The sequence below is a fragment of the Microbacterium sp. GXF0217 genome (genome assembly GCF_054798195.1).
In genome coordinates, this window is sequence record NZ_JBSJZG010000003.1 from 555,089 (window position 1) to 572,220 (window position 17,132).

Sequence of the window (17,132 nt, forward strand, 5' to 3'; positions counted from 1 at the left end):
GATCCTATGGACCGATGCCGCGAGAAAGCCGAAAGCCCGGCACCTCGAGGTGCCGGGCTTTCGACGCTGTGTCGGAGCAGAACTCAGACGTAGAGGTTCGCGCGCTCGAGGTCCTCGGCGAAGTCGACCTCGACCGCATACAGGTCAGAGACGTCCATCGGTTCGAGCAGCAGACCGTCCTCGGCGATGGCCAGTTCGAGGCCGCGCTCGAAGTAGTCCTGGTCCTCGACGCGCTGCAGCTGGCGCATGAACGCCTTCTTTTGCGCGGAGGAGATGTAGTTGATGCCGACGGCCTCGCCAAGACCACCCGTGACAGTCTTGGAGAGCTCCTTGATGAAGCCCTCGGACGTGACCGTGTACTTCACCTCTTCATCGCTCACCTTGGAGGTGTTGACGGTGACGAACGACTGGTCGCGCTCGATGTACTCGAGAGCACGGCCGAGGATCATCGGGTCGAAGACGACGTCGCCGTTCATCCACAGCACTCCGCCGCGGCCGGTGGCGCCCAGCGCGCGCAGCAGGCTCTTGGACGTGTTGGTCTCGTCGTAGCGCTCGTTGTGCACGTAGTTGACCTGCGGGAACGCCTCGATGATCGTCTCGGCGCGGTAGCCGACGACCGTGGTGATGCGTGCGTCCTTGCCGAACGCGGCACGGATGTTCTCGTGCTGCTGCTGCATGATCGTGCGGCCGTCGCTCAGCTCGGTGAGGGGCTTGGGCAGCGCGCGCCCGAGGCGCGAGCCCATGCCGGCTGCGAGAATAACGGTCTGAAGAGTCACGAAAGCTCCTAAAAGAATCTGTGTTCACGGCCGGTTCACCGACCCGACACCTCTTCGTGCCGCCTTCATGCTAGCGACGGCTCCTGCAAAGGCCCTGGTCGGGTCCGGTGCCGTTGTCATTTCGTGACCGAGTGCACACCCAGTTCACAGGTTGCGCCTGGCCTGGTACGGATCCCGCCGAATGTTGCGCTGGAACCGGGCAAAGTCGGTCCCCGTTGATACCGTAATACAGTGACTCCTTCCCCTGACGACCAGCTGGACGAGGCGACCGCCACGGCTCAGGCCAAGAAGGCGCGCCCGGCTCGCAAGACTGCGCCGGATGCCGCGGCGAGGACCGCCGCGGTGAAGGCGCGCACAGCGAATGCTGCGACGGCATCGAAGGCGGCGGCCGCGAAGTCGGCGACGGCGAACGATGCCGCGAAGACGGCTGCGGCGAAGACCGCGGCGGCGAAGGCGACGGCCGCCAAGACCGCTGCCCGGACGTCCGCCGCACGCAGCAGTGCTGCGAAGACGGCAGCGGCCAAGACGGCAGCGGCCAAGGTCGCCGCCGAGAAGGCTGCCGCGGCGAAGGAGGCCGCAGCGCAGTCCGCGCAGGCGGATCCGAACGTCGGCGGCGTGCTCGAACAGGGCGAGCCGACAGCGGCACCCGTGAACAAGCCGGCGGCGAAGCGCGTCGCGAAGCCGCGGAAGCCGCGCACCGCGGCGACACGCGCCGTCGCCGCTCATTCGGCGGCCGCTGCTGCCGAGACCGTCACGCCCCCTGCGGCCGTGGCAACGCCGACGAACGCGCCGGAGGATGCCGAGTCGGCTTCCTCCTTCATCGATGCGCCGAACGACGAGTCTGCCGTCGAGGCAGCCGCCGAGGCCGAGCCCACGGTGGTCGTCGAACAGCCAGAGACGGCCGAGTCGCAGATCGATTCGGTGCACACGGCCGACGCGGCCTTCGAAGACGAGGTCAGCTCCGAGACCGAGGCGGCGTCTAAGGACGAGACCGCTGCCGAGAACGATGCTGCCGAAGCCGAAGCCGAAGCCGAAGCCGAAGCCGAAGCCGAAGCCGAAGCCGAAGCCGAAGCCGAAGCCGAAGCCGAAGCCGAAGCCGAAGCCGACCTCGAGAGCGTCGCAGAGGACACCGATCCGGCCGCTCAGGCGGAGTCCGTCGACGAGCAGATGGAAGAGATCGCGGACGTCGACGACGTGGCGGAACCGGACGCCGCGTCCGACGTCGATGAGGCGCTCGTCGACATCGACGCTCCTGCGGCGGTCGATGCACTGCGCGTCCGGGGACTCACCAAGGACTTCGGAGACCAGCGCGCCGTCAACGGCATCGATCTCACCGTGCCTGCCGGGTCGTTCTACGGCATCGTCGGTCCGAACGGCGCCGGCAAGACGACCACGCTCTCGATCATTACGGGTCTGCTGCGCTCCGACGGCGGCACGGTGTACGTCTCGGGCATCGATCAGAAGGCGGATCCGCTCGCCGCGAAGCGAGTGATGGGCGTCCTGCCTGACCGCCTGCGGACCTTCGATCGGCTCACCGGGCGGCAGCTGCTGCACTACTACGGTCTGCTGCGCGGACTCGACGCGCGCGTGATCGAGAAGCGCGCCGCCGACCTCGCGCGGGCGTTCGATCTCACGGGCGCTCTCAGCCGTGTCGTCTCCGACTACTCCGCCGGCATGACGAAGAAGATCATGCTCGCCGGCGCCATGATCCACTCGCCGCGCGTGCTCGTGCTCGATGAGCCGTTCGAGTCCGTCGACCCCGTCTCGTCCGGCGTCATCCTCGACATCCTCCGTGCTTATGTCGCGCACGGAGGCACGGTCATCCTCTCCAGCCACGGCATGGACCTCGTCGAACGGGTTTGCTCTCGAGTCGCGATCATCGTCGGCGGCGAGGTCCTCGCCGAGGGAACCGTCGATGAGGTCCGCGCCGGTCAGACCCTCGAGTCGCGTTTCGTCGAACTCGCCGGTTCCAGCAGCGAGGTGGAGGGCCTGGAGTGGTTGCACACGTTCTCCGGCTGAGGCTCGCGCTGCTGCTCGGTGCGCTCCGCGGTCACCATGCCGTGCGGACGATCATCGGTCTGCTGGCGATCGTGGCCGCCACCGTGATCGTCTGCATCGCCGTGCTCAGCCTCGGAGATGCGACGACACCGGTGGCGCGAGCCGTGATCGTGCTCGGCGGGGCCGCCTTGTTCCTCGCCTTCCTCATCGGACCGATGCTCACCGGCGCCGTCGACCAGCTCGATCCACGACGGTTCGCCGTCTTCGGCGTCGACGAGCGGCGGATGCCGTGGCTCCTCGCGCTCGCCTCTCTCATCAGCGTTCCCTCGTTCGCGCTCATGGCGGTGACGACCTGTGTCGTGATCGTCGGCATCCGACTCGGCGTGCCGGCATACGCAGCCGTGGTCACCGGACTCCTGGGACTCGCGACCACCGTGCTCGCTGCGCGCGTCGGGATGGCGGTCAGCGCCCTCTGGCTGCCCGAGCGGCGCTCGCGCGAACTCACCGCGCTGTTCACGCTCGCGGTCGTCGTCATCGCCTTCCCCGTCGCGGTGTTCCTCGCGTCGTTGGAGTGGGATGGCCAGGTTCCCGCGGTGGTCGACTCGGCGACGACGATCGTGGGAGCGACCCCGGTCGCTGCGCCGCTCGGCCTGATGTTCGCGCTCGCCTCGGGCAACACGGCTGCGGCGTGGATCAGCGGCATCGTGGCGGCCGCCACACTCGCCGGCGTCGCCGCGGCCTGGACCTGGCTGGTGCGTCACCTGCTCACGACGACCGAGCGCCCGGTCACGGCACGGGAGCGCGCCGGACTCGGATGGTTCGGATTGCTCCCCTCCAACGCCTTCGGCGCGATCGCCGCACGCAGCCTCGTGTACTGGCTGCGCGACCGACGATACATCGTCAACATCGTCGTCGTTCCGATCGCCGGGGTGCTCACAGTGTTCCCGCTGCTCGTCGCGGGCGTGCCGTTCGAGGTGGCGGTGCTGGTGCCGGTGCCGGTGATGGCCCTGTTCTTCGGCTGGCTGCCGCACAACGACATCGCCTACGACTCGACCGCCTTCTGGGTGCACGTGGCCAGCGGCGTCCGCGGCCTGCCGGACCGATTCGGCCGGCTCATCCCGATCTTCCTCGTCGCCGTTCCGGCACTCGCTGTCGCCGTGCCCGTCACCCTGGCACTCACCGGCGACTGGCGGCTGCTGCTTCCGCTCAGCGGTCTCGCCATCTGCCTGTTCTTCGCCGGGCTCGGGCTCTCCAGCGTCGTCTCGGTGATCGCGCCCTACGCGGTCTCGCGTCCGGGGGACAGCCCGTTCCAGCAGCCTCAGCGCGGGGCATCCCGTGGAGCATTCGGCCAGGCCGGCGTCTTCGTCGGCGCCATCCTGCTCGCCTCGCCCACGGTCTGGCTGTTCTCGCTCGCCGTCATCGAAGGCGATGCGCACACGTGGACGGCGTTCTGGGCCGGCATCGGCACTGGCCTCGGCGTGCTGCTCATCGGCACCGCGATCGGCGGGCGGATCTTCGAGCGCAGCGGCGAGCGGCTGATGGAGTTCGTCGAGACGGCATGATCGCCGCCCGCGATGTCGCGCTCCCGGCTAGAATCGGCCCATGAGTACTCCGCTGGACAGCCCCGATCAGGGCGGCGTGGCAACGCTTGATCGCGAACTCGAAGAGCTCCTGAACCAGGAGAACATCGAGCCGGGCGACCACGAGCGCTTCAGCCACTACGTGAAGAAGGACAAGATCCTCGAATCGGCGATCACCGGCAAGCCGGTGCGTGCGCTGTGCGGCAAGAAGTGGACGCCGGGGCGCGACCCCGAGAAGTTCCCGGTCTGCCCCACGTGCAAGGAGATCTACGAGTCGATGGTCGGTTAGACCGCGTCGATCAGGACCGTCGGGATCGCCGGATCCGACTTGCTGAGCGCCAGCGCCCTGACCGGGAGCTCTTCGCGCACGCGCAGGTGATGCGCGCGAGCCGCCGCCGTCCCCGCGACTCCTTCGTGCGTGGCGTCGATCTCGCCGCGTTCGACCAACAGCACCTGCAGGGGGCGGGAGTCCGGGTGCTCGGCTGGCGTGTCCAGCTCTTCGAAGCCATCCGAAACGACCACCGTCTCGGCGGTCGCGACTCCGTCGGTGAGCGTGCGGAACGCCGCCTTGCGACCGCCCTGCGACGCCTTGTCGGCTGACGCCTTCGCGACGCCGATCCACCCACCCGCGGCATCCTGTCGGGCGACGAGCTTGTAGACCATGCTCGCGGTCGGATAGCCCGACCCGGTGACCACCGACGTTCCGACGCCGTACGCGTCCACCGGCGAGGCGGCGAGGGAGGCGATGGCGTATTCGTCGAGGTCGCTCGTCACCGTGATGCGCGTGCCCGTCGCGCCGAGCTCATCGAGCTGCGCGCGTACCTCGGCCGCGACGATCGGCAGATCACCGGAGTCGATGCGCACGCCGCCGAGTCCGGTGCCGGCGACGCGGATCGCCGTGTCGACTCCGGCGCGGATGTCGTAGGTGTCCACGAGCAGAGTCGTGTCGGTTCCGAGGCTGGCGATCTGCGCCTGGAACGCGTCCTCCTCCGTCTCATGCAGCAGCGTCCAGGAGTGCGCGGCGGTGCCCATCGTGGGGATGCCCCACCGCCGTCCGGCCTCGAGGTTGCTGGTGGAGCCGAAACCGGCGATGTACGCGGCCCGTGCGGCGGCCACAGCGGACTGCTCCGCGGCGCGGCGCGAGCCCATCTCCGCGAGCGGGCGGTCACCGGCGGCGATGCTCATCCGCGATGCGGCGGTCGCGACAGCCGAGTCGTGATTGAGCACGCTCAGCGCCAGCGTCTCGAGGACGACCGCATCCGCGAAGCTGCCCTCGACCGTGAGGATCGGTGACCCGGGGAAGTACAGCTCTCCCTCGCGGTAGCCGCTGATGGACCCCGTGAACCGGTAGTTCTCGAGATACGTCAGCGACTCGGCATCCACGACCTGTGCGTCGCGCAGGAAGCGCAGCTCCTCGTCGCCGAAGCGGAACTCGCGCAGCAGCGACAGCAGGCGTCCCGTCCCGGCGACGACGCCGAAACGGCGTCCACCGGACAGACGCCGCGAGAACAGTTCGAACACACACGGGCGCGCAGCCGTGCCGTCGCGCAGCGCGGCGCCAAGCATGGTGAGTTCGTAGCGGTCGGTCAGAAGCGCCGTCGACGAGGTCATGCGCTCAGCTTAGTGAGCGGACGAAGGACTCCGGCGGGAGGACGGTAGGCTGGTGAGTCATGAACGACGCGCCCATCGGAATCTTCGACTCGGGTGTGGGCGGACTCACCGTGGCCAGGGCCATCCGTGCCCAGCTGCCCCGCGAATCGTTCGTCTACATCGGCGACACGGCCCACTCTCCGTACGGTCCGAAGCCGATCGCCGACGTCCGCCGCTACGGTCTCGAGGTGCTCGACACGCTCGTCGAACAGGGCGTGAAGATGCTCGTGATCGCGTGCAACACGGCATCCTCCGCCATGCTGCGCGATGCTCGCGAGCGCTACGACGTCCCGGTGGTCGAAGTGATCGGCCCTGCCGTGCGTCGAGCCGTTTCGACCACGCGCAACGGACGCATCGGTGTGATCGGAACCGTCGGCACGATCGGATCCCGCGCATACCAGGACATGCTCGAGGTCAACGAGCGTCTTGAGGTCTTCACCGCCGCGTGCCCGCGGTTCGTCGAGTTCGTCGAGGCGGGCATCACCGGCTCGCCTGAGGTGCTCGCGACGGCCGAGGACTACCTCGCACCGCTGCGAGAGGCCGACGTCGACACCCTCGTGCTCGGCTGCACGCACTATCCGTTCCTGCGCGGCGCGATCGGCTACGTCATGGGAGAGGGCGTGTCGCTCGTCTCCAGCGACGAAGAGACGGCCGCCGACGTGTACCGCCAGCTCGTCCGCGGCGATCTGCTCGCCTCCTCGGATGCCGTGGCCACGTACGTCTACGAGGCGACCGGCGATTCCGCCGACGAGTTCACCGCGCTCGCGAACCGGCTCATGGGTCGCGAGGTCCGCGACGTCCAACTGGTGCAGACCGGCGTCATCACACTTCCCGAAGCACAATCCCTCGAGACGAAGGAATCCCATGTCTGACATCGTCCGCTCCGACGGCCGCGCCACGGACCAGCTCCGCGAGATCACGATCGAGCGGGGGTGGAGCGGTCATGCCGAAGGATCGGCGCTCATCAGCTTCGGCGGAACGAAGGTGCTGTGCACCGCATCCTTCACCAACGGCGTCCCGCGGTGGCTCACCGGCAAGGGCAAGGGATGGGTCACGGCCGAGTACGCCATGCTCCCGCGGGCGACCAACAGCCGCAACGATCGGGAGAGCGTGAAGGGCCGCATCGGCGGACGCACGCACGAGATCTCCCGCCTGATCGGTCGCGCCCTGCGCGCCGTGGTCGACACCAAGGCGCTCGGCGAGAACACGATCGTCATCGACTGCGACGTGCTTCAGGCCGACGGCGGCACCCGCACGGCGGCGATCACGGGCGCCTACGTCGCGCTGGCCGACGCGATCGAGTGGGGGCGGGAGAAGAAGTTCATCGCCAAGAACGCCAAGCCGCTGCTCGATTCGGTCTCGGCCGTGTCCGTCGGGATCATCGACGGCGAGCCCATGCTCGATCTCGCCTACGTGGAGGACGTCCGCGCCGAGACGGACATGAACATCGTCGTGACCGGCCGGGGGCTCTTCGTCGAGGTGCAGGGCACCGCGGAGGGCGCTCCGTTCGATAAGCGCGAGCTGGACGCTCTGCTCGAGCTCGGCGTCGCCGGCTGCGAGGACTTGAAGAGCCGGCAGCTCACGGCTCTCGCGGGGGAGTGACGGTGCGCGTCGTCCTCGCCACGCACAATCCGCACAAGGTCGCGGAGTTCGCCCAGATCGTCGCGCGCACGCGGCCCGATCTCGAGGTCGTCGGCTACGACGGACCGGAGCCGGTCGAGGACGGCGTCACTTTCGCCGAGAACGCGCTGATCAAGGCCAGAGCAGCGGCTCAGCACACCGGTCTCGCTGCCCTCGCCGATGACTCCGGGATCTGCGTCGATGTGCTCGGCGGATCCCCTGGCGTATTCTCCGCCTACTGGGCCGGTCAGAAGAAGGATGCTCAGGCGAATCTCGATCTGCTCCTCGACCAGCTCGCGGACATCGCAGACGAGCACCGCGCCGCGCAGTTCGTGTCGACCATCGCGCTCGTCACACCGGACGGCGATGAGCACATCGTCGAGGGCAGGTGGCCGGGAAGGCTCGCGCACGCAGCATCGGGTTCCGGAGGATTCGGGTACGACCCGATCTTCGTGCCGGATGGGCAGGACGGCGCGCAGCGGACGGTCGGCGAGTTCAGCGCCGAGGAGAAGCAGTCGCAGTCTCACCGCGCGCGTGCGTTCGACGCGCTGATCCCGCTGCTCGCGACGCTCTGACGGCGGCTGCTACTGAGAATCGTCACCATTCCCGACTGCGGGAAATCGCCGCTGACGGCTGTGGGCGCTCGTACGCTGGAGGCATGCACGATCACGCCCATCCCACCGGGATCCGTGGAGCAGGCAGCCGCCGTCTCCTGACGATCTCGCTGTGCCTGACGGCTGCGATCATGATCGTGCAGGTCGTCGGGGCGGTGTTCACGGGGTCGCTCGCGCTGCTCGCGGACGCCGCGCACATGTTCACGGATGCCTCGGCGCTCGTGATCGCACTCGTCGCCAGTGCCGTCGCCGCGCGACCCGCTGACGACCGGCGCACGTTCGGCTATCAGCGGGCCGAGGTCTTTGGAGCGCTGATCAATGCCGTCATCCTCATCGTCCTGGCCGTCGTCGTGGCCGTCGAGGGCGTTTCGCGCCTGCTCGATCCCGGTGAGGCCGAGGTCGCCGGAGGACTGATGCTGGCTGTGGCCGTCGTCGGTCTGGTCGCCAACGGCGTCTCGATGTGGCTGCTGAGCTCCGCGCAGCGGACGAACATCAATGTCCGCGGCGCGTACCTCGAAGTGCTGGGCGATCTCATCGGATCCGCCGCCGTCATCGTCGCCGCGCTGGTGATCCTCGTCACCGGGTGGATGCCGGCGGACGCGATCGCGTCGCTGTTCATCGCCGCTCTGATCATCCCGCGCGCCGTCACGCTGCTGCGCGAGGTGTTCTCCGTGCTTGCGGAGTCGGCGCCGAAGGGCATGACGGTCGCCGACATCCGCGCGCATCTGCAGGCGTTCGACGGCGTCACCGGCGTGCACGACGTGCACGTGTGGCAGCTGACGCGCGGGGCGCCCGTGTTCACCGCGCACATCAGCGTGGCCCCGGAGATCGTCGCGCAGGGGCGCTCCGGGGCGCTGCTCGCCGAGCTGCAGGGCTGCCTGGCCGAGCATTTCGACGTCGAGCACTCGACGTTCCAGATCGAGCCGGACGATGCCGCCCGGTGCGAGCAGGCGCACGCCTGATTCAGGACTCGACGACGATCTCGTCGACGCGTTTGTCTGGCCTGAGCCCCCGCCACCGTGCGTGCCGCAGGATGCCGTCCGGTGTCCAGTTCGCGAACTCGACTTCGCCGACGAGTTCAGGGCTGACCCACTCGGCATCCGACGCATCCGGCGCGGGAACGCCGTCGATCCCGCTGTCCGGGACGCGCAGCGGAGCCAGCCGGGCCATCAGGTCCGTCAGGATGCGGTCGGTGAACCCCGAGCCGACGCGGCCGACGTAGCGCAGCCCGCCGTCGTGCGGAATGGCGAGCAGCAGGGACCCGATGCTGCCCGCGCGGTTGCCCTTCCCCGGTCGGATGCCGGCGATCACGACCTCCTGCGCGCGGGTGTGCTTGATCTTCAACCAGGAACCGGATCGCGCGCCCGGCCGATACGCCGAGCGGGCGTCCTTCACGACGACGCCCTCCAGCCCGAGTTCGCCGCTGGTCTGCAGGGCGGCGTCGAGGTCATCGAACACCGGCGGGACCCCGAGGGGGCCGTCGGCGCTCTCGGCGAGCGTCTCGAGCAGTCGCCTCCGATCCCGCAGCGGCGTTCTGGTCAGATCATGCCCGTCCAGGCGGATCAGGTCGAACAGCTGGTACGCGATCGGTGTGCGGACCACCTCGCGTTCGATCTCGCGCGGCTTCGTCAGGTGCATCCGGTTCTGCAGACGGCTGAAGCTCGGGCGCCCTGACGCATCCAGTGCGATGATCTCGCCGTCGACCACGGCATCCGACACCGCGAAGTGCGGGGCGCCGTCCGCGGTGAGCTCGGGGTAGCGCGCGGTGATGTCCGTTCCGCTGCGGGCATACAGGCGCAGGCGGCCGTTCCGCCAGACCCCCAGGGCACGGATGCCGTCCCACTTGATCTCGGTCCACGCATCGCCGAGACCGCGAGCGAGCCCCGGAGTCCCCGTCTCGGCCAGCATGGGCTCCGGCACGCGGCCGGGTTCGGCCTCCGCATGCGCGACGGGGGATGCGGCGACGACCGGATGCCGGGGCGCCGTCGCCCCGGCATCCTTCATCCGGTGCAGCAGCCAGGAGGACTTCTCGCCGCTGCCGTCGGTGCGGATCAGCGCCAGCCGCGCGTTCCCCAGTGGGCCGCGTCCGCGGAAGACGGCGATCACCTCGTCGTCGCGCCATTTCTCGATCTCGACGGTTCCGGTGTCCCAGATCGTCATGCTCCCCGCACCGTACTCGCCCGCGGGGATCTCACCGTGGAACTCGAGATACTCCAGCGGGTGCGGCTCGGTCATGACGGCGAGATGATTGCGCTCGCCGAGCTCGGGGATGCCTTTGGGCACCGCCCAGCTGACCAGCACGCCGTCGCGTTCGATGCGCAGATCGAAGTGCAGCCGCCGCGCGTGATGTTCCTGGATCACGAACCGCGGCGGGGCTCCTGGGGGCGACGGCGCCACGGCGTGCAGCTCCGGCATCGGCTCCGGTGTGCGTCCCGCGGTGCGTTTGGACAAGTACGGTGCGAGGTGCTGCGGCGATGCGACTGGGCCGAAGCCGACGAACGGATCGATGCCGGCATCCATCCGATCGAGCACCTCGTCGAACTCGAGATGGCGGAGCCCGGGTGCGGACAGTTCGTCCCACGTGCGCGGGGCGGCGACGGTCGGATGCGAGCGTCCGCGCAGCGAATACGGTGAGATCGTCGTCTTGGATGCGCTGTTCTGGCTCCAGTCGAGGAACACCTTGCCGTCGCGCGCGGCCTTCGCCATGACGCTCGTGGCGATGTCGGGGTGATCCGCTTCGATTGACCTGGCGAGCTCCTTCGCCAGGGCGGATGCCGCATCGCTGGTCTGCGTACCGTCGAGACGTGCGTAGAGATGGATGCCCTTGCTCCCGCTCGTCACCGGAACCGGGTCCAGACCGATGTCCTGCAGGATGGCGCGGGCGAGGCCGGCGACATGCGCGCAGGCGGCGAGATCCGCACCGGGCCCCGGATCGAGATCGATCACGAGCCGGTCCGGGTTGCCGCGGTCTTCGTCCGGCGTGAAGCGCCACTGCGGGACGTGCAGCTCGATCGCCGCGATCTGGGCGAACCAGACCAGCGATGGCAGGTCCTCGATCAGCGGATAGTCCTTCGGGCCGTCGGAGTGCTCGATCGTCCTCCGGCTCACCCAGCCCGGCGTGCCCTGCTCAAGCTGCTTGGTGAAGAAGGCGTCAGCCGGGGCATCCGCTGTTCCGACGCCCTCCACCCAGCGCTTGCGGGTGACGGGGCGGCCGGACAGTAACGGGAGCATGCGGGACGCGACCGCCGTGTAGTACGCGATGACCTCGCCCTTGGTGGTCCCCGTCGCGGGATACATCACCTTGTCGAGGTTCGTCAACCGCACGCGCCGACCGTCGACCTCGACGAGCTGCGCGTTGCTGGGCATGCCGAAATCGTAGCCGCAAGCCTCTGGCCACGGACGGGGCTCGCGGTGTTCACTGGTGTCATGAGGTCGATCTGGAAAGGCGCCCTGACGTTCGGGCTCGTGAACGTCCCGGTGAAGGTGTACTCGGCCACCGAGGACCACGATGTTCCGCTGCACCAGGTGCACGATGAGGACGGTGGACGCATCCGCTACAAGCGGACCTGCGAGGTGTGCGGCGAGGTCGTGCCGTACCAGAACATCGACCGCGCCTACGAGGACGACGGGCAGCGCGTGGTGCTGACCAAGGACGACCTCGATGCGCTCCCCGCCGAGCGCAGCCGCGAGATCGATGTCGTCGAGTTCGTGCCGATCGAGCAGGTGGATCTGCTCACCCTCGACAAGGCCTACTATCTCGAGCCGGACTCGAAGTCGCCGAAGGCGTACGTGCTGCTGCGCAAGACGCTGGAACAGACCGACCGCACGGCGATCGTTCGGTTCACGCTGCGTCAGAAGACACGGCTCGCCGCCCTCCGCGTGCGCGGTGATGTGCTGGTGCTGCAGACGCTGCTCTGGGCGGACGAGGTGCGGGAGGCGTCGTTCGACTCGTTGGATGAGGACGTGAAGATCTCGAAGAAGGAGCTCGAGCTCTCGGCGAGCCTCGTCGACAGCTACTCGAGCGACTTCGACCCTGAATCGTTCGTCGACGAGTACCAGACGGAGCTGCGCACCCTCATCGACGCCAAGATCGAGGCCGGCGACACATTCGACGTGGCGGAGACGTTCGGCGAGGAGGGCGAGGAGACCGCGAAGGGCGGCGAGGTCATCGACCTCATGGAGGCGCTGCGCGCCAGCGTCGAGAAGTCGCGATCGAAGAAGCGCGACGCGGGCTGAGCCTCGTGAGCGCGGTCAGTGCTTGCCGTCGCCGTCCAAGTCGGGGGCGCGGTCGAAGACCTCGGCGTCGAGCGTGAGCGCTGCGGCCTCTGAGGCGTCGACCTCGGGGTCGCCGCCGGCGGCGAGCTCCTTGCGGACCTTGCGACGTTCCGAGAAGTAGTGCCACAGCGTGACGATCGCGGTGCCGCCGACGGCGGCCAGCAGGATCAGGTCGATGTAGTGCTCGACGAACCTCGCGACCGGTGGGATGAACCCGATGGCGTAGCCGAACATCGTCAGCCCGAAGCCCCAGAGCACCGCGCCGATGAGGTTGTAGAGGGTGTACTTTCCCTTGTGCATGTGTCCGACGCCCGCGGCGACGGGAGCGAATGTGCGCACGATCGGTACGAAGCGCGCCAAGATGATCGTGAGACCCCCGTAGCGCTCGAAGAACGCGTTCGTGCGCTCGACGTTCTTCCGGCTGAACAGGCCGGATTCCTTGCGCTCGAAGACCGCGGGACCGCCCTTGTGGCCGATGAGGTAGCCGACTTCGCCGCCGATGAAGGCCGCGAGGCCGATGAGCAGCGCCACCCACCAGACGCTGATGCCGAAGACGCCGTTCGCGGCGTACGGCTGGGGGTGCGACAGCAGCCCCGCGATGACCAGCAGGGTGTCCCCAGGCAGCAGAAAGCCGACCAGCAGACCCGTCTCGGCGAAGATGATGAAGCACACGACCAGCAGGGCCCAGGGGCCCGCCGCACCGATGATGGTCGCCGGGTCGAGCCAGGGGATGAGCGCGATGTGATGCATGATGTCCCGTCGTGTGAGCCGATCGGCGGTCGAGCGCGCGACAGCGCCCTCTGCGTGCGGAAGGTGGGACTTGAACCCACACGCCCGAAGGCACAGGAACCTAAATCCTGCGTGTCTGCCAGTTTCACCACTCCCGCGCTGCGCGATGCCAGTCTAGCCGGGGCTTCGGACGTCTCGGGGGCGGGGGATCCGGGGGATTCCCCCCTGGTTTCCCGGAATCATCCGCCGAGGATCAGGGCGATCTCGTCGAAGCCGCTCTCGCGTGCGTGATCGAGTGCGCTGCGGCCGTTCGCATCGCGGATGCCGGGGTCGGCGCCCATCGCGTCGAGCAGCCGGGCGAGCGCCACGTGATCGTTCAGCACGGCGTGCATGAGGGGCGTGCGTCGCATGTCGGCATCCCTCGTCTCGAGATCGGCTCCGGCCCGGATGGCGAGGGCTGCGGCATCCGCATCTCCGGATCCGGATGCCGCGAGCAGCGCGGCATTCGGGTCGGTGGGAGCGGGCGAGGTAACGGCGGTCGCAAGCGTCTGCGCGGCGGCGGCATCGCCTCGCTGCTCGGGGGACGTCATCGGCCCACGCGGCCGCGATCGGGGACGCATCCACGTCGCGCAACTCGGGGGTTCTGTCCGGCATGCCGGTCTCCTCGGCGGGTGTCTGCTCGGCGGTCGTGACCGGGGCGCTGCACGCGACGAGCGCGAGCGCGACCGCCGTCGCGAGGACGAGCAGGTGTGGTCTGCGGCGCATGACGGACCTCCGGAGGACGGGTGATGATCCGATTCTCGATGGTGCGTGATGACCCCGCGTCGTCCACCGCGCTGCGATGCGATAGCCGTTCGGATGATGCGGCCGGGACGAGTCCTGTGGATAACTTCCTAGGCTGGCGTCCGAATCCTGCGAGGATGCACGCGTGAGCCATCCCGCATCCGTCGTCGCAGACCGCGTGCGTCGACGTCTGCGTGCGGAGCGCACCGATCCCTCGATCGACCCCGTCGAGACCAGACGCGTCGCGCAGGCCGAGGTGCGTCGTCACAACGACCTCGCCCTTTCCCGCGGTGAGGCGATGGTGGACGACGAGATCGCTCTGGTGCGGGAGGTTCTCGCCTCGGTGCACGGATACGGGCCGCTCCAGCCGCTGCTGGAGGACCCGGAGATCGAGGAGATCTGGATCAATGGCACCGAGCAGGTGCACGTCGCTCGCGGCGGAGTCGCCGAGCGGATTCCGCTGCGCCTCACGGATGCGGTGCTCCGCGACCTCGTGGAGCGGATGCTGCAGCCCACGGGGCGCCGGGTCGACATCAGTCAGCCGTTCGTCGATGCGTCGCTTCCCGACGGCTCGCGCCTGCACGTGGTGATCGCCGATGTGGTCCGCGGAGGCTGGGCGGTGAACATCCGCAAGTTCCTGCCGCGCCACCGGACGCTCGATGCCCTCGTCCGCCAGGGAGCCATGCCTCCGGATGTGGCAGACATGCTCAGCTCTGCCATGCACGACGGCCGGAGTGTGCTCGTGTCGGGTGCGACGCACGCGGGGAAAACCACGCTGCTGGGAGCCCTTCTGACCGCCTGCTCCGACATGCAGCGCATCGTCACCGCCGAGGAGACGTTCGAGCTCGCCGTCGAAGGACCGGACCTCGTCGCCCTGCAGGGGCGGCAGGCGAGCCTCGAGGGCACGGGTGAGATCACTCTTCGCCGCCTCGTGAAGGAGGCGCTGCGCATGCGCCCTGACCGTCTGGTGATCGGCGAAGTCCGTGACGCGGAGGCGCTCGACCTCGTGCTCGCGTTGAACACCGGAGTGCCAGGTGCGGCGACGATCCACGCGAACTCGGCCGCTGAGGCGCTCGAGAAGCTCTCGATCCTGCCGTTGCTGGCCGGGCGCAACATCGATCGCTCCTTCATCGCACCCGCCATCGCGTCCTCGGTGTCGCTCGTCGTGCACTGCGCACGGGATGCCGCGGGCCGGCGCCATGTGGCCGAGGTGATCGCCCCGACCGGTGAGCTCGTCGACGGTCGCATCATCACCCGGACGGTCTACCGAGCGGAGTCGGGCGCATGACGCTGCTCATGGGAGCCGTCCTCGCCGCCGGCCTGCTGCTGTGCGCATCGCCGTGGCTCTGGCCGCATCGAGAACGCGTGGTCGAGCCCAGGCAGCGCACGGATGCGCTCACCGCGCTGCTCGAGGAGGCAGGACTCGGCGGGGTTCGCGCGCGGACCCTCATGATCGTGATGGTCGCGGTGGCCGCCGTCGCGGCATCCGTCGTCTGGCTGCTCACGGGGCTCGCGGCGCTCGCCGTGCTCGCGGCGGGAGCAGCGGCCGCAGCTCCCGTGACCTACCTGCGCGGTCGGCGACTGCGGCTGCGCAAGGCGCGCCGCCAGCTCTGGCCGGATGTCTGCGACCTGCTGATCGCCGCGATCAGGGTGGGGCTGTCCCTGCCGGATGCCGTGGCGGGCCTCGCGGACTCGGCGCCGCACGCGGTCCGCCCCGCGTTCGCCGTGTTCGCCAGGGATCTGCGGGCGACCGGACGCTTCGAGACCAGCCTCGACCGGTTGAAGGCGACGCTGGCTGATCCGATCGCGGACCGCATCATCGAGACGCTGCGGATGGCGCGTCAGGTCGGCGGCACCGATCTGACCGGTGTGCTGCGGGCGCTGTCCTCATCCGTGCGGGCCGACGCGGCCCTGCGCGGCGAGGTCGAGGCCCGGCAGTCCTGGATCCACGGGGCCGCGGTGCTCGGCGTCGTCGCGCCCTGGGTCATCCTCGGTCTGCTGGTGATGCGCCCGGAGGGCGCTGACGCCTACGGCACGCCGGAGGGCGTGCTCGTGATCGTCGCCGGTGCCGCGGTCTCGGTGGTGGCCTTCCGGATCATGATGCGGGTCGGACGCCTCCCTGAGCCGAAGCGGTGGTTCGGATGATGGTGATCACCGACCTCGCGATCGCGGTGCTGCTCGGCGGCCTGTTCGCCGCCGGTGTGCTCTTCGTCCTCGGCGCTCTGCCGCGGTGGCGCGCGGCGTCACTGAGCGTCCGGATCGCGCCGTACGTGCGCGACGTGGTCCCCGATGCGCTGCTGCCGCGCGGCATCCTGCCGAGTGCCGGTGTGCTGTCGGCGACAGGGCGCACCGGGTGGGAGCGACTGCGAGGCCTCTTCGAGCGCCTGGTCGGCGGGGGAGAGGCGCTGCGGACGCGCCTGTCGCAGGCCGGAAGCACTCTCGAGTCGAGCGCCTTCCGCGGCAGGCAATTGGCGTGGGGGCTGACCGGCCTCGCATCCGGCGCGCTCATCGTCATCGTGCTCGCCCTCGCCGGTCGGATGACCGCGCCGACCGTGGTGCTGCCGATCCTCACCGCCGTCGGGTGCGCCGCGGGCTGGGACATGCTGCTCACCGCGCGAGCACGCTCGCGGATGTCCCGGCTCGAGGAGGAGCTGCCGACGACGCTCGAGTTCCTCGCGCTGTGCCTGTCCGCCGGCGAGAGCCTCCTGGATGCGATCCGCCGCGTTGCGGATGTCGGCTCAGGGGAGCTCACCGCCGAGTTGCGGCGCGTCGTGCTGGATGTGAACACCGGATCCCCGCTCGCCGACGCCCTGGGGGAAACGGCATCCCGCCTGCAGCTTCCTGGGCTGTCCCGCGCGGTGGATCAGCTCGTCGCCGCGCTCGAGCACGGCGCGCCCCTCGCCGGGGTCCTGCATGCGCAGGCCACGGATGCCCGGGAGGACGCGAAGCGCGGGCTCATCGAGCAGTCGGGTCGGAAGGAGATCTACATGCTTCTTCCGCTCGTCTTCCTGATCCTGCCGCTTTCGGTCCTGTTCGCGATCTTCCCCGGCCTCTTCATCCTCCGGCTCGGTCTCGGCTGACCGGGCACCGCCCCCACGAAAGGAACC

15 protein-coding genes, 1 tRNA gene and 1 pseudogene are annotated in these 17,132 nt (G+C 69.1%); 11 read left to right on the forward strand and 6 right to left on the reverse strand.

Annotated elements, in window-relative coordinates:
• Window positions 1-83: 83 nt before the first annotated feature.
• Window positions 84-776 carry a phosphocholine cytidylyltransferase family protein gene (locus tag ACWAT3_RS08755; protein WP_460797619.1) on the reverse strand — a complete coding sequence of 231 codons (693 nt, stop codon included), beginning with the start codon at window positions 774-776 and terminating at the stop codon, window positions 84-86.
• A 231-nt stretch (window positions 777-1,007) separates the two neighbouring features.
• Here ACWAT3_RS08755 and ACWAT3_RS08760 point away from each other — a divergent pair, with 231 nt between their 5' ends.
• The 3 genes from ACWAT3_RS08760 to ACWAT3_RS08770 are packed head-to-tail and all read left to right on the forward strand — an operon-like array spanning window position 1,008 to window position 4,643.
• The gene (locus tag ACWAT3_RS08760; RefSeq protein WP_460797621.1) at window positions 1,008-2,795 is read left to right on the forward strand and encodes an ABC transporter ATP-binding protein; all 1,788 of its coding nucleotides are present in this window, start codon (window positions 1,008-1,010) and stop codon (window positions 2,793-2,795) included.
• On the forward strand, window positions 2,771-4,336 hold the full coding sequence (locus ACWAT3_RS08765; RefSeq protein WP_460797623.1) for a hypothetical protein: 1,566 nt from the start codon (window positions 2,771-2,773) through the stop codon (window positions 4,334-4,336). Before ACWAT3_RS08760 ends, ACWAT3_RS08765 begins: the two co-directional genes overlap by 25 nt.
• A gap of 40 nt (window positions 4,337-4,376) precedes the next feature.
• Entirely contained in the window at window positions 4,377-4,643 is a 267-nt protein-coding gene (locus ACWAT3_RS08770; RefSeq protein WP_264155266.1) for a DUF3039 domain-containing protein, read from the forward strand.
• On the opposite strand, the gene ACWAT3_RS08775 is transcribed toward ACWAT3_RS08770, so the two are convergent.
• Entirely contained in the window at window positions 4,640-5,965 is a 1,326-nt protein-coding gene (locus ACWAT3_RS08775) for a nicotinate phosphoribosyltransferase (RefSeq protein WP_460797625.1), read from the reverse strand. The two genes, ACWAT3_RS08770 and ACWAT3_RS08775, sit on opposite strands and share 4 nt — an antisense overlap.
• 59 nt (window positions 5,966-6,024) lie before the next feature.
• Here ACWAT3_RS08775 and murI point away from each other — a divergent pair, with 59 nt between their 5' ends.
• The 4 genes from murI (at window position 6,025) to ACWAT3_RS08795 (ending at window position 9,200) form a co-directional block, all read left to right on the forward strand.
• On the forward strand, window positions 6,025-6,876 hold the full coding sequence (gene murI / locus ACWAT3_RS08780) for a glutamate racemase (protein ID WP_460797627.1): 852 nt from the start codon (window positions 6,025-6,027) through the stop codon (window positions 6,874-6,876).
• Window positions 6,869-7,606: a ribonuclease PH gene (rph, locus tag ACWAT3_RS08785; RefSeq protein ID WP_460797629.1), complete on the forward strand. Its 738-nt coding sequence runs from the start codon at window positions 6,869-6,871 to the stop codon at window positions 7,604-7,606. The genes murI and rph overlap by 8 nt, the downstream gene beginning before the upstream one ends.
• On the forward strand, window positions 7,603-8,199 hold the full coding sequence (rdgB, locus tag ACWAT3_RS08790; RefSeq protein WP_460797631.1) for an RdgB/HAM1 family non-canonical purine NTP pyrophosphatase: 597 nt from the start codon (window positions 7,603-7,605) through the stop codon (window positions 8,197-8,199). The genes rph and rdgB overlap by 4 nt, the downstream gene beginning before the upstream one ends.
• An 83-nt stretch (window positions 8,200-8,282) precedes the next feature.
• Window positions 8,283-9,200, forward strand: a complete 918-nt coding sequence (locus ACWAT3_RS08795; RefSeq protein WP_460797632.1) for a cation diffusion facilitator family transporter — start codon at window positions 8,283-8,285, stop codon at window positions 9,198-9,200.
• Window position 9,201: 1 nt separating this feature from the next.
• Here ACWAT3_RS08795 and ACWAT3_RS08800 read toward each other — a convergent pair whose 3' ends face one another.
• The gene (locus ACWAT3_RS08800; RefSeq protein ID WP_460797634.1) at window positions 9,202-11,604 is read right to left on the reverse strand and encodes an ATP-dependent DNA ligase; all 2,403 of its coding nucleotides are present in this window, start codon (window positions 11,602-11,604) and stop codon (window positions 9,202-9,204) included.
• A gap of 60 nt (window positions 11,605-11,664) precedes the next feature.
• Between ACWAT3_RS08800 and ku the strand changes: the two are divergent.
• Window positions 11,665-12,459: pseudogene (gene ku / locus ACWAT3_RS08805) on the forward strand (non-homologous end joining protein Ku); the annotation flags it as partial.
• Window positions 12,460-12,489: 30 nt separating this feature from the next.
• Here ku and ACWAT3_RS08810 read toward each other — a convergent pair.
• From ACWAT3_RS08810 to ACWAT3_RS08820, 3 genes are all read right to left on the reverse strand, one after another.
• Window positions 12,490-13,263, reverse strand: coding sequence for a DedA family protein (locus ACWAT3_RS08810; RefSeq protein ID WP_460797635.1), 774 nt, complete (start codon window positions 13,261-13,263; stop codon window positions 12,490-12,492).
• Window positions 13,264-13,318: 55 nt separating this feature from the next.
• A tRNA-Leu gene (locus ACWAT3_RS08815) sits at window positions 13,319-13,400 on the reverse strand.
• Between the two features lie 81 nt (window positions 13,401-13,481).
• Window positions 13,482-13,832, reverse strand: coding sequence for an ankyrin repeat domain-containing protein (locus ACWAT3_RS08820; protein WP_460797637.1), 351 nt, complete (start codon window positions 13,830-13,832; stop codon window positions 13,482-13,484).
• Between the two features lie 338 nt (window positions 13,833-14,170).
• On the opposite strand from ACWAT3_RS08820, the gene ACWAT3_RS08825 reads away from it, so the two are divergent.
• The 3 genes from ACWAT3_RS08825 to ACWAT3_RS08835 are packed head-to-tail and all read left to right on the forward strand — an operon-like array spanning window position 14,171 to window position 17,105.
• Window positions 14,171-15,313 carry a CpaF family protein gene (locus tag ACWAT3_RS08825; protein ID WP_460797638.1) on the forward strand — a complete coding sequence of 381 codons (1,143 nt, stop codon included), beginning with the start codon at window positions 14,171-14,173 and terminating at the stop codon, window positions 15,311-15,313.
• A complete protein-coding gene (locus ACWAT3_RS08830; protein WP_460797640.1) occupies window positions 15,310-16,170 on the forward strand; it encodes a type II secretion system F family protein in 861 nt (286 codons plus the stop codon). Before ACWAT3_RS08825 ends, ACWAT3_RS08830 begins: the two co-directional genes overlap by 4 nt.
• Entirely contained in the window at window positions 16,167-17,105 is a 939-nt protein-coding gene (locus tag ACWAT3_RS08835) for a type II secretion system F family protein (protein WP_460797642.1), read from the forward strand. Before ACWAT3_RS08830 ends, ACWAT3_RS08835 begins: the two co-directional genes overlap by 4 nt.
• Window positions 17,106-17,132 lie beyond the last annotated feature (27 nt).

Excerpts from the sequence above, each read along its gene's own strand:
- murI (WP_460797627.1), top strand. The coding sequence starts at position 6,025 with ATGAACGACGCGCCCATCGGAATCTTCGACTCGGGTGTGGGCGGACTC.
- ACWAT3_RS08775 (WP_460797625.1), bottom strand. The coding sequence starts at position 5,965 with ATGACCTCGTCGACGGCGCTTCTGACCGACCGCTACGAACTCACCATG.
- ACWAT3_RS08835 (WP_460797642.1), top strand. The coding sequence starts at position 16,167 with ATGATGGTGATCACCGACCTCGCGATCGCGGTGCTGCTCGGCGGCCTG.
- ACWAT3_RS08795 (WP_460797632.1), top strand. The coding sequence starts at position 8,283 with ATGCACGATCACGCCCATCCCACCGGGATCCGTGGAGCAGGCAGCCGC.
- rph (WP_460797629.1), top strand. The coding sequence starts at position 6,869 with ATGTCTGACATCGTCCGCTCCGACGGCCGCGCCACGGACCAGCTCCGC.
- ACWAT3_RS08770 (WP_264155266.1), top strand. The coding sequence starts at position 4,377 with ATGAGTACTCCGCTGGACAGCCCCGATCAGGGCGGCGTGGCAACGCTT.
- ACWAT3_RS08830 (WP_460797640.1), top strand. The coding sequence starts at position 15,310 with ATGACGCTGCTCATGGGAGCCGTCCTCGCCGCCGGCCTGCTGCTGTGC.
- ACWAT3_RS08800 (WP_460797634.1), bottom strand. The coding sequence starts at position 11,604 with ATGCCCAGCAACGCGCAGCTCGTCGAGGTCGACGGTCGGCGCGTGCGG.
- ACWAT3_RS08820 (WP_460797637.1), bottom strand. The coding sequence starts at position 13,832 with ATGACGTCCCCCGAGCAGCGAGGCGATGCCGCCGCCGCGCAGACGCTT.
- ACWAT3_RS08810 (WP_460797635.1), bottom strand. The coding sequence starts at position 13,263 with ATGCATCACATCGCGCTCATCCCCTGGCTCGACCCGGCGACCATCATC.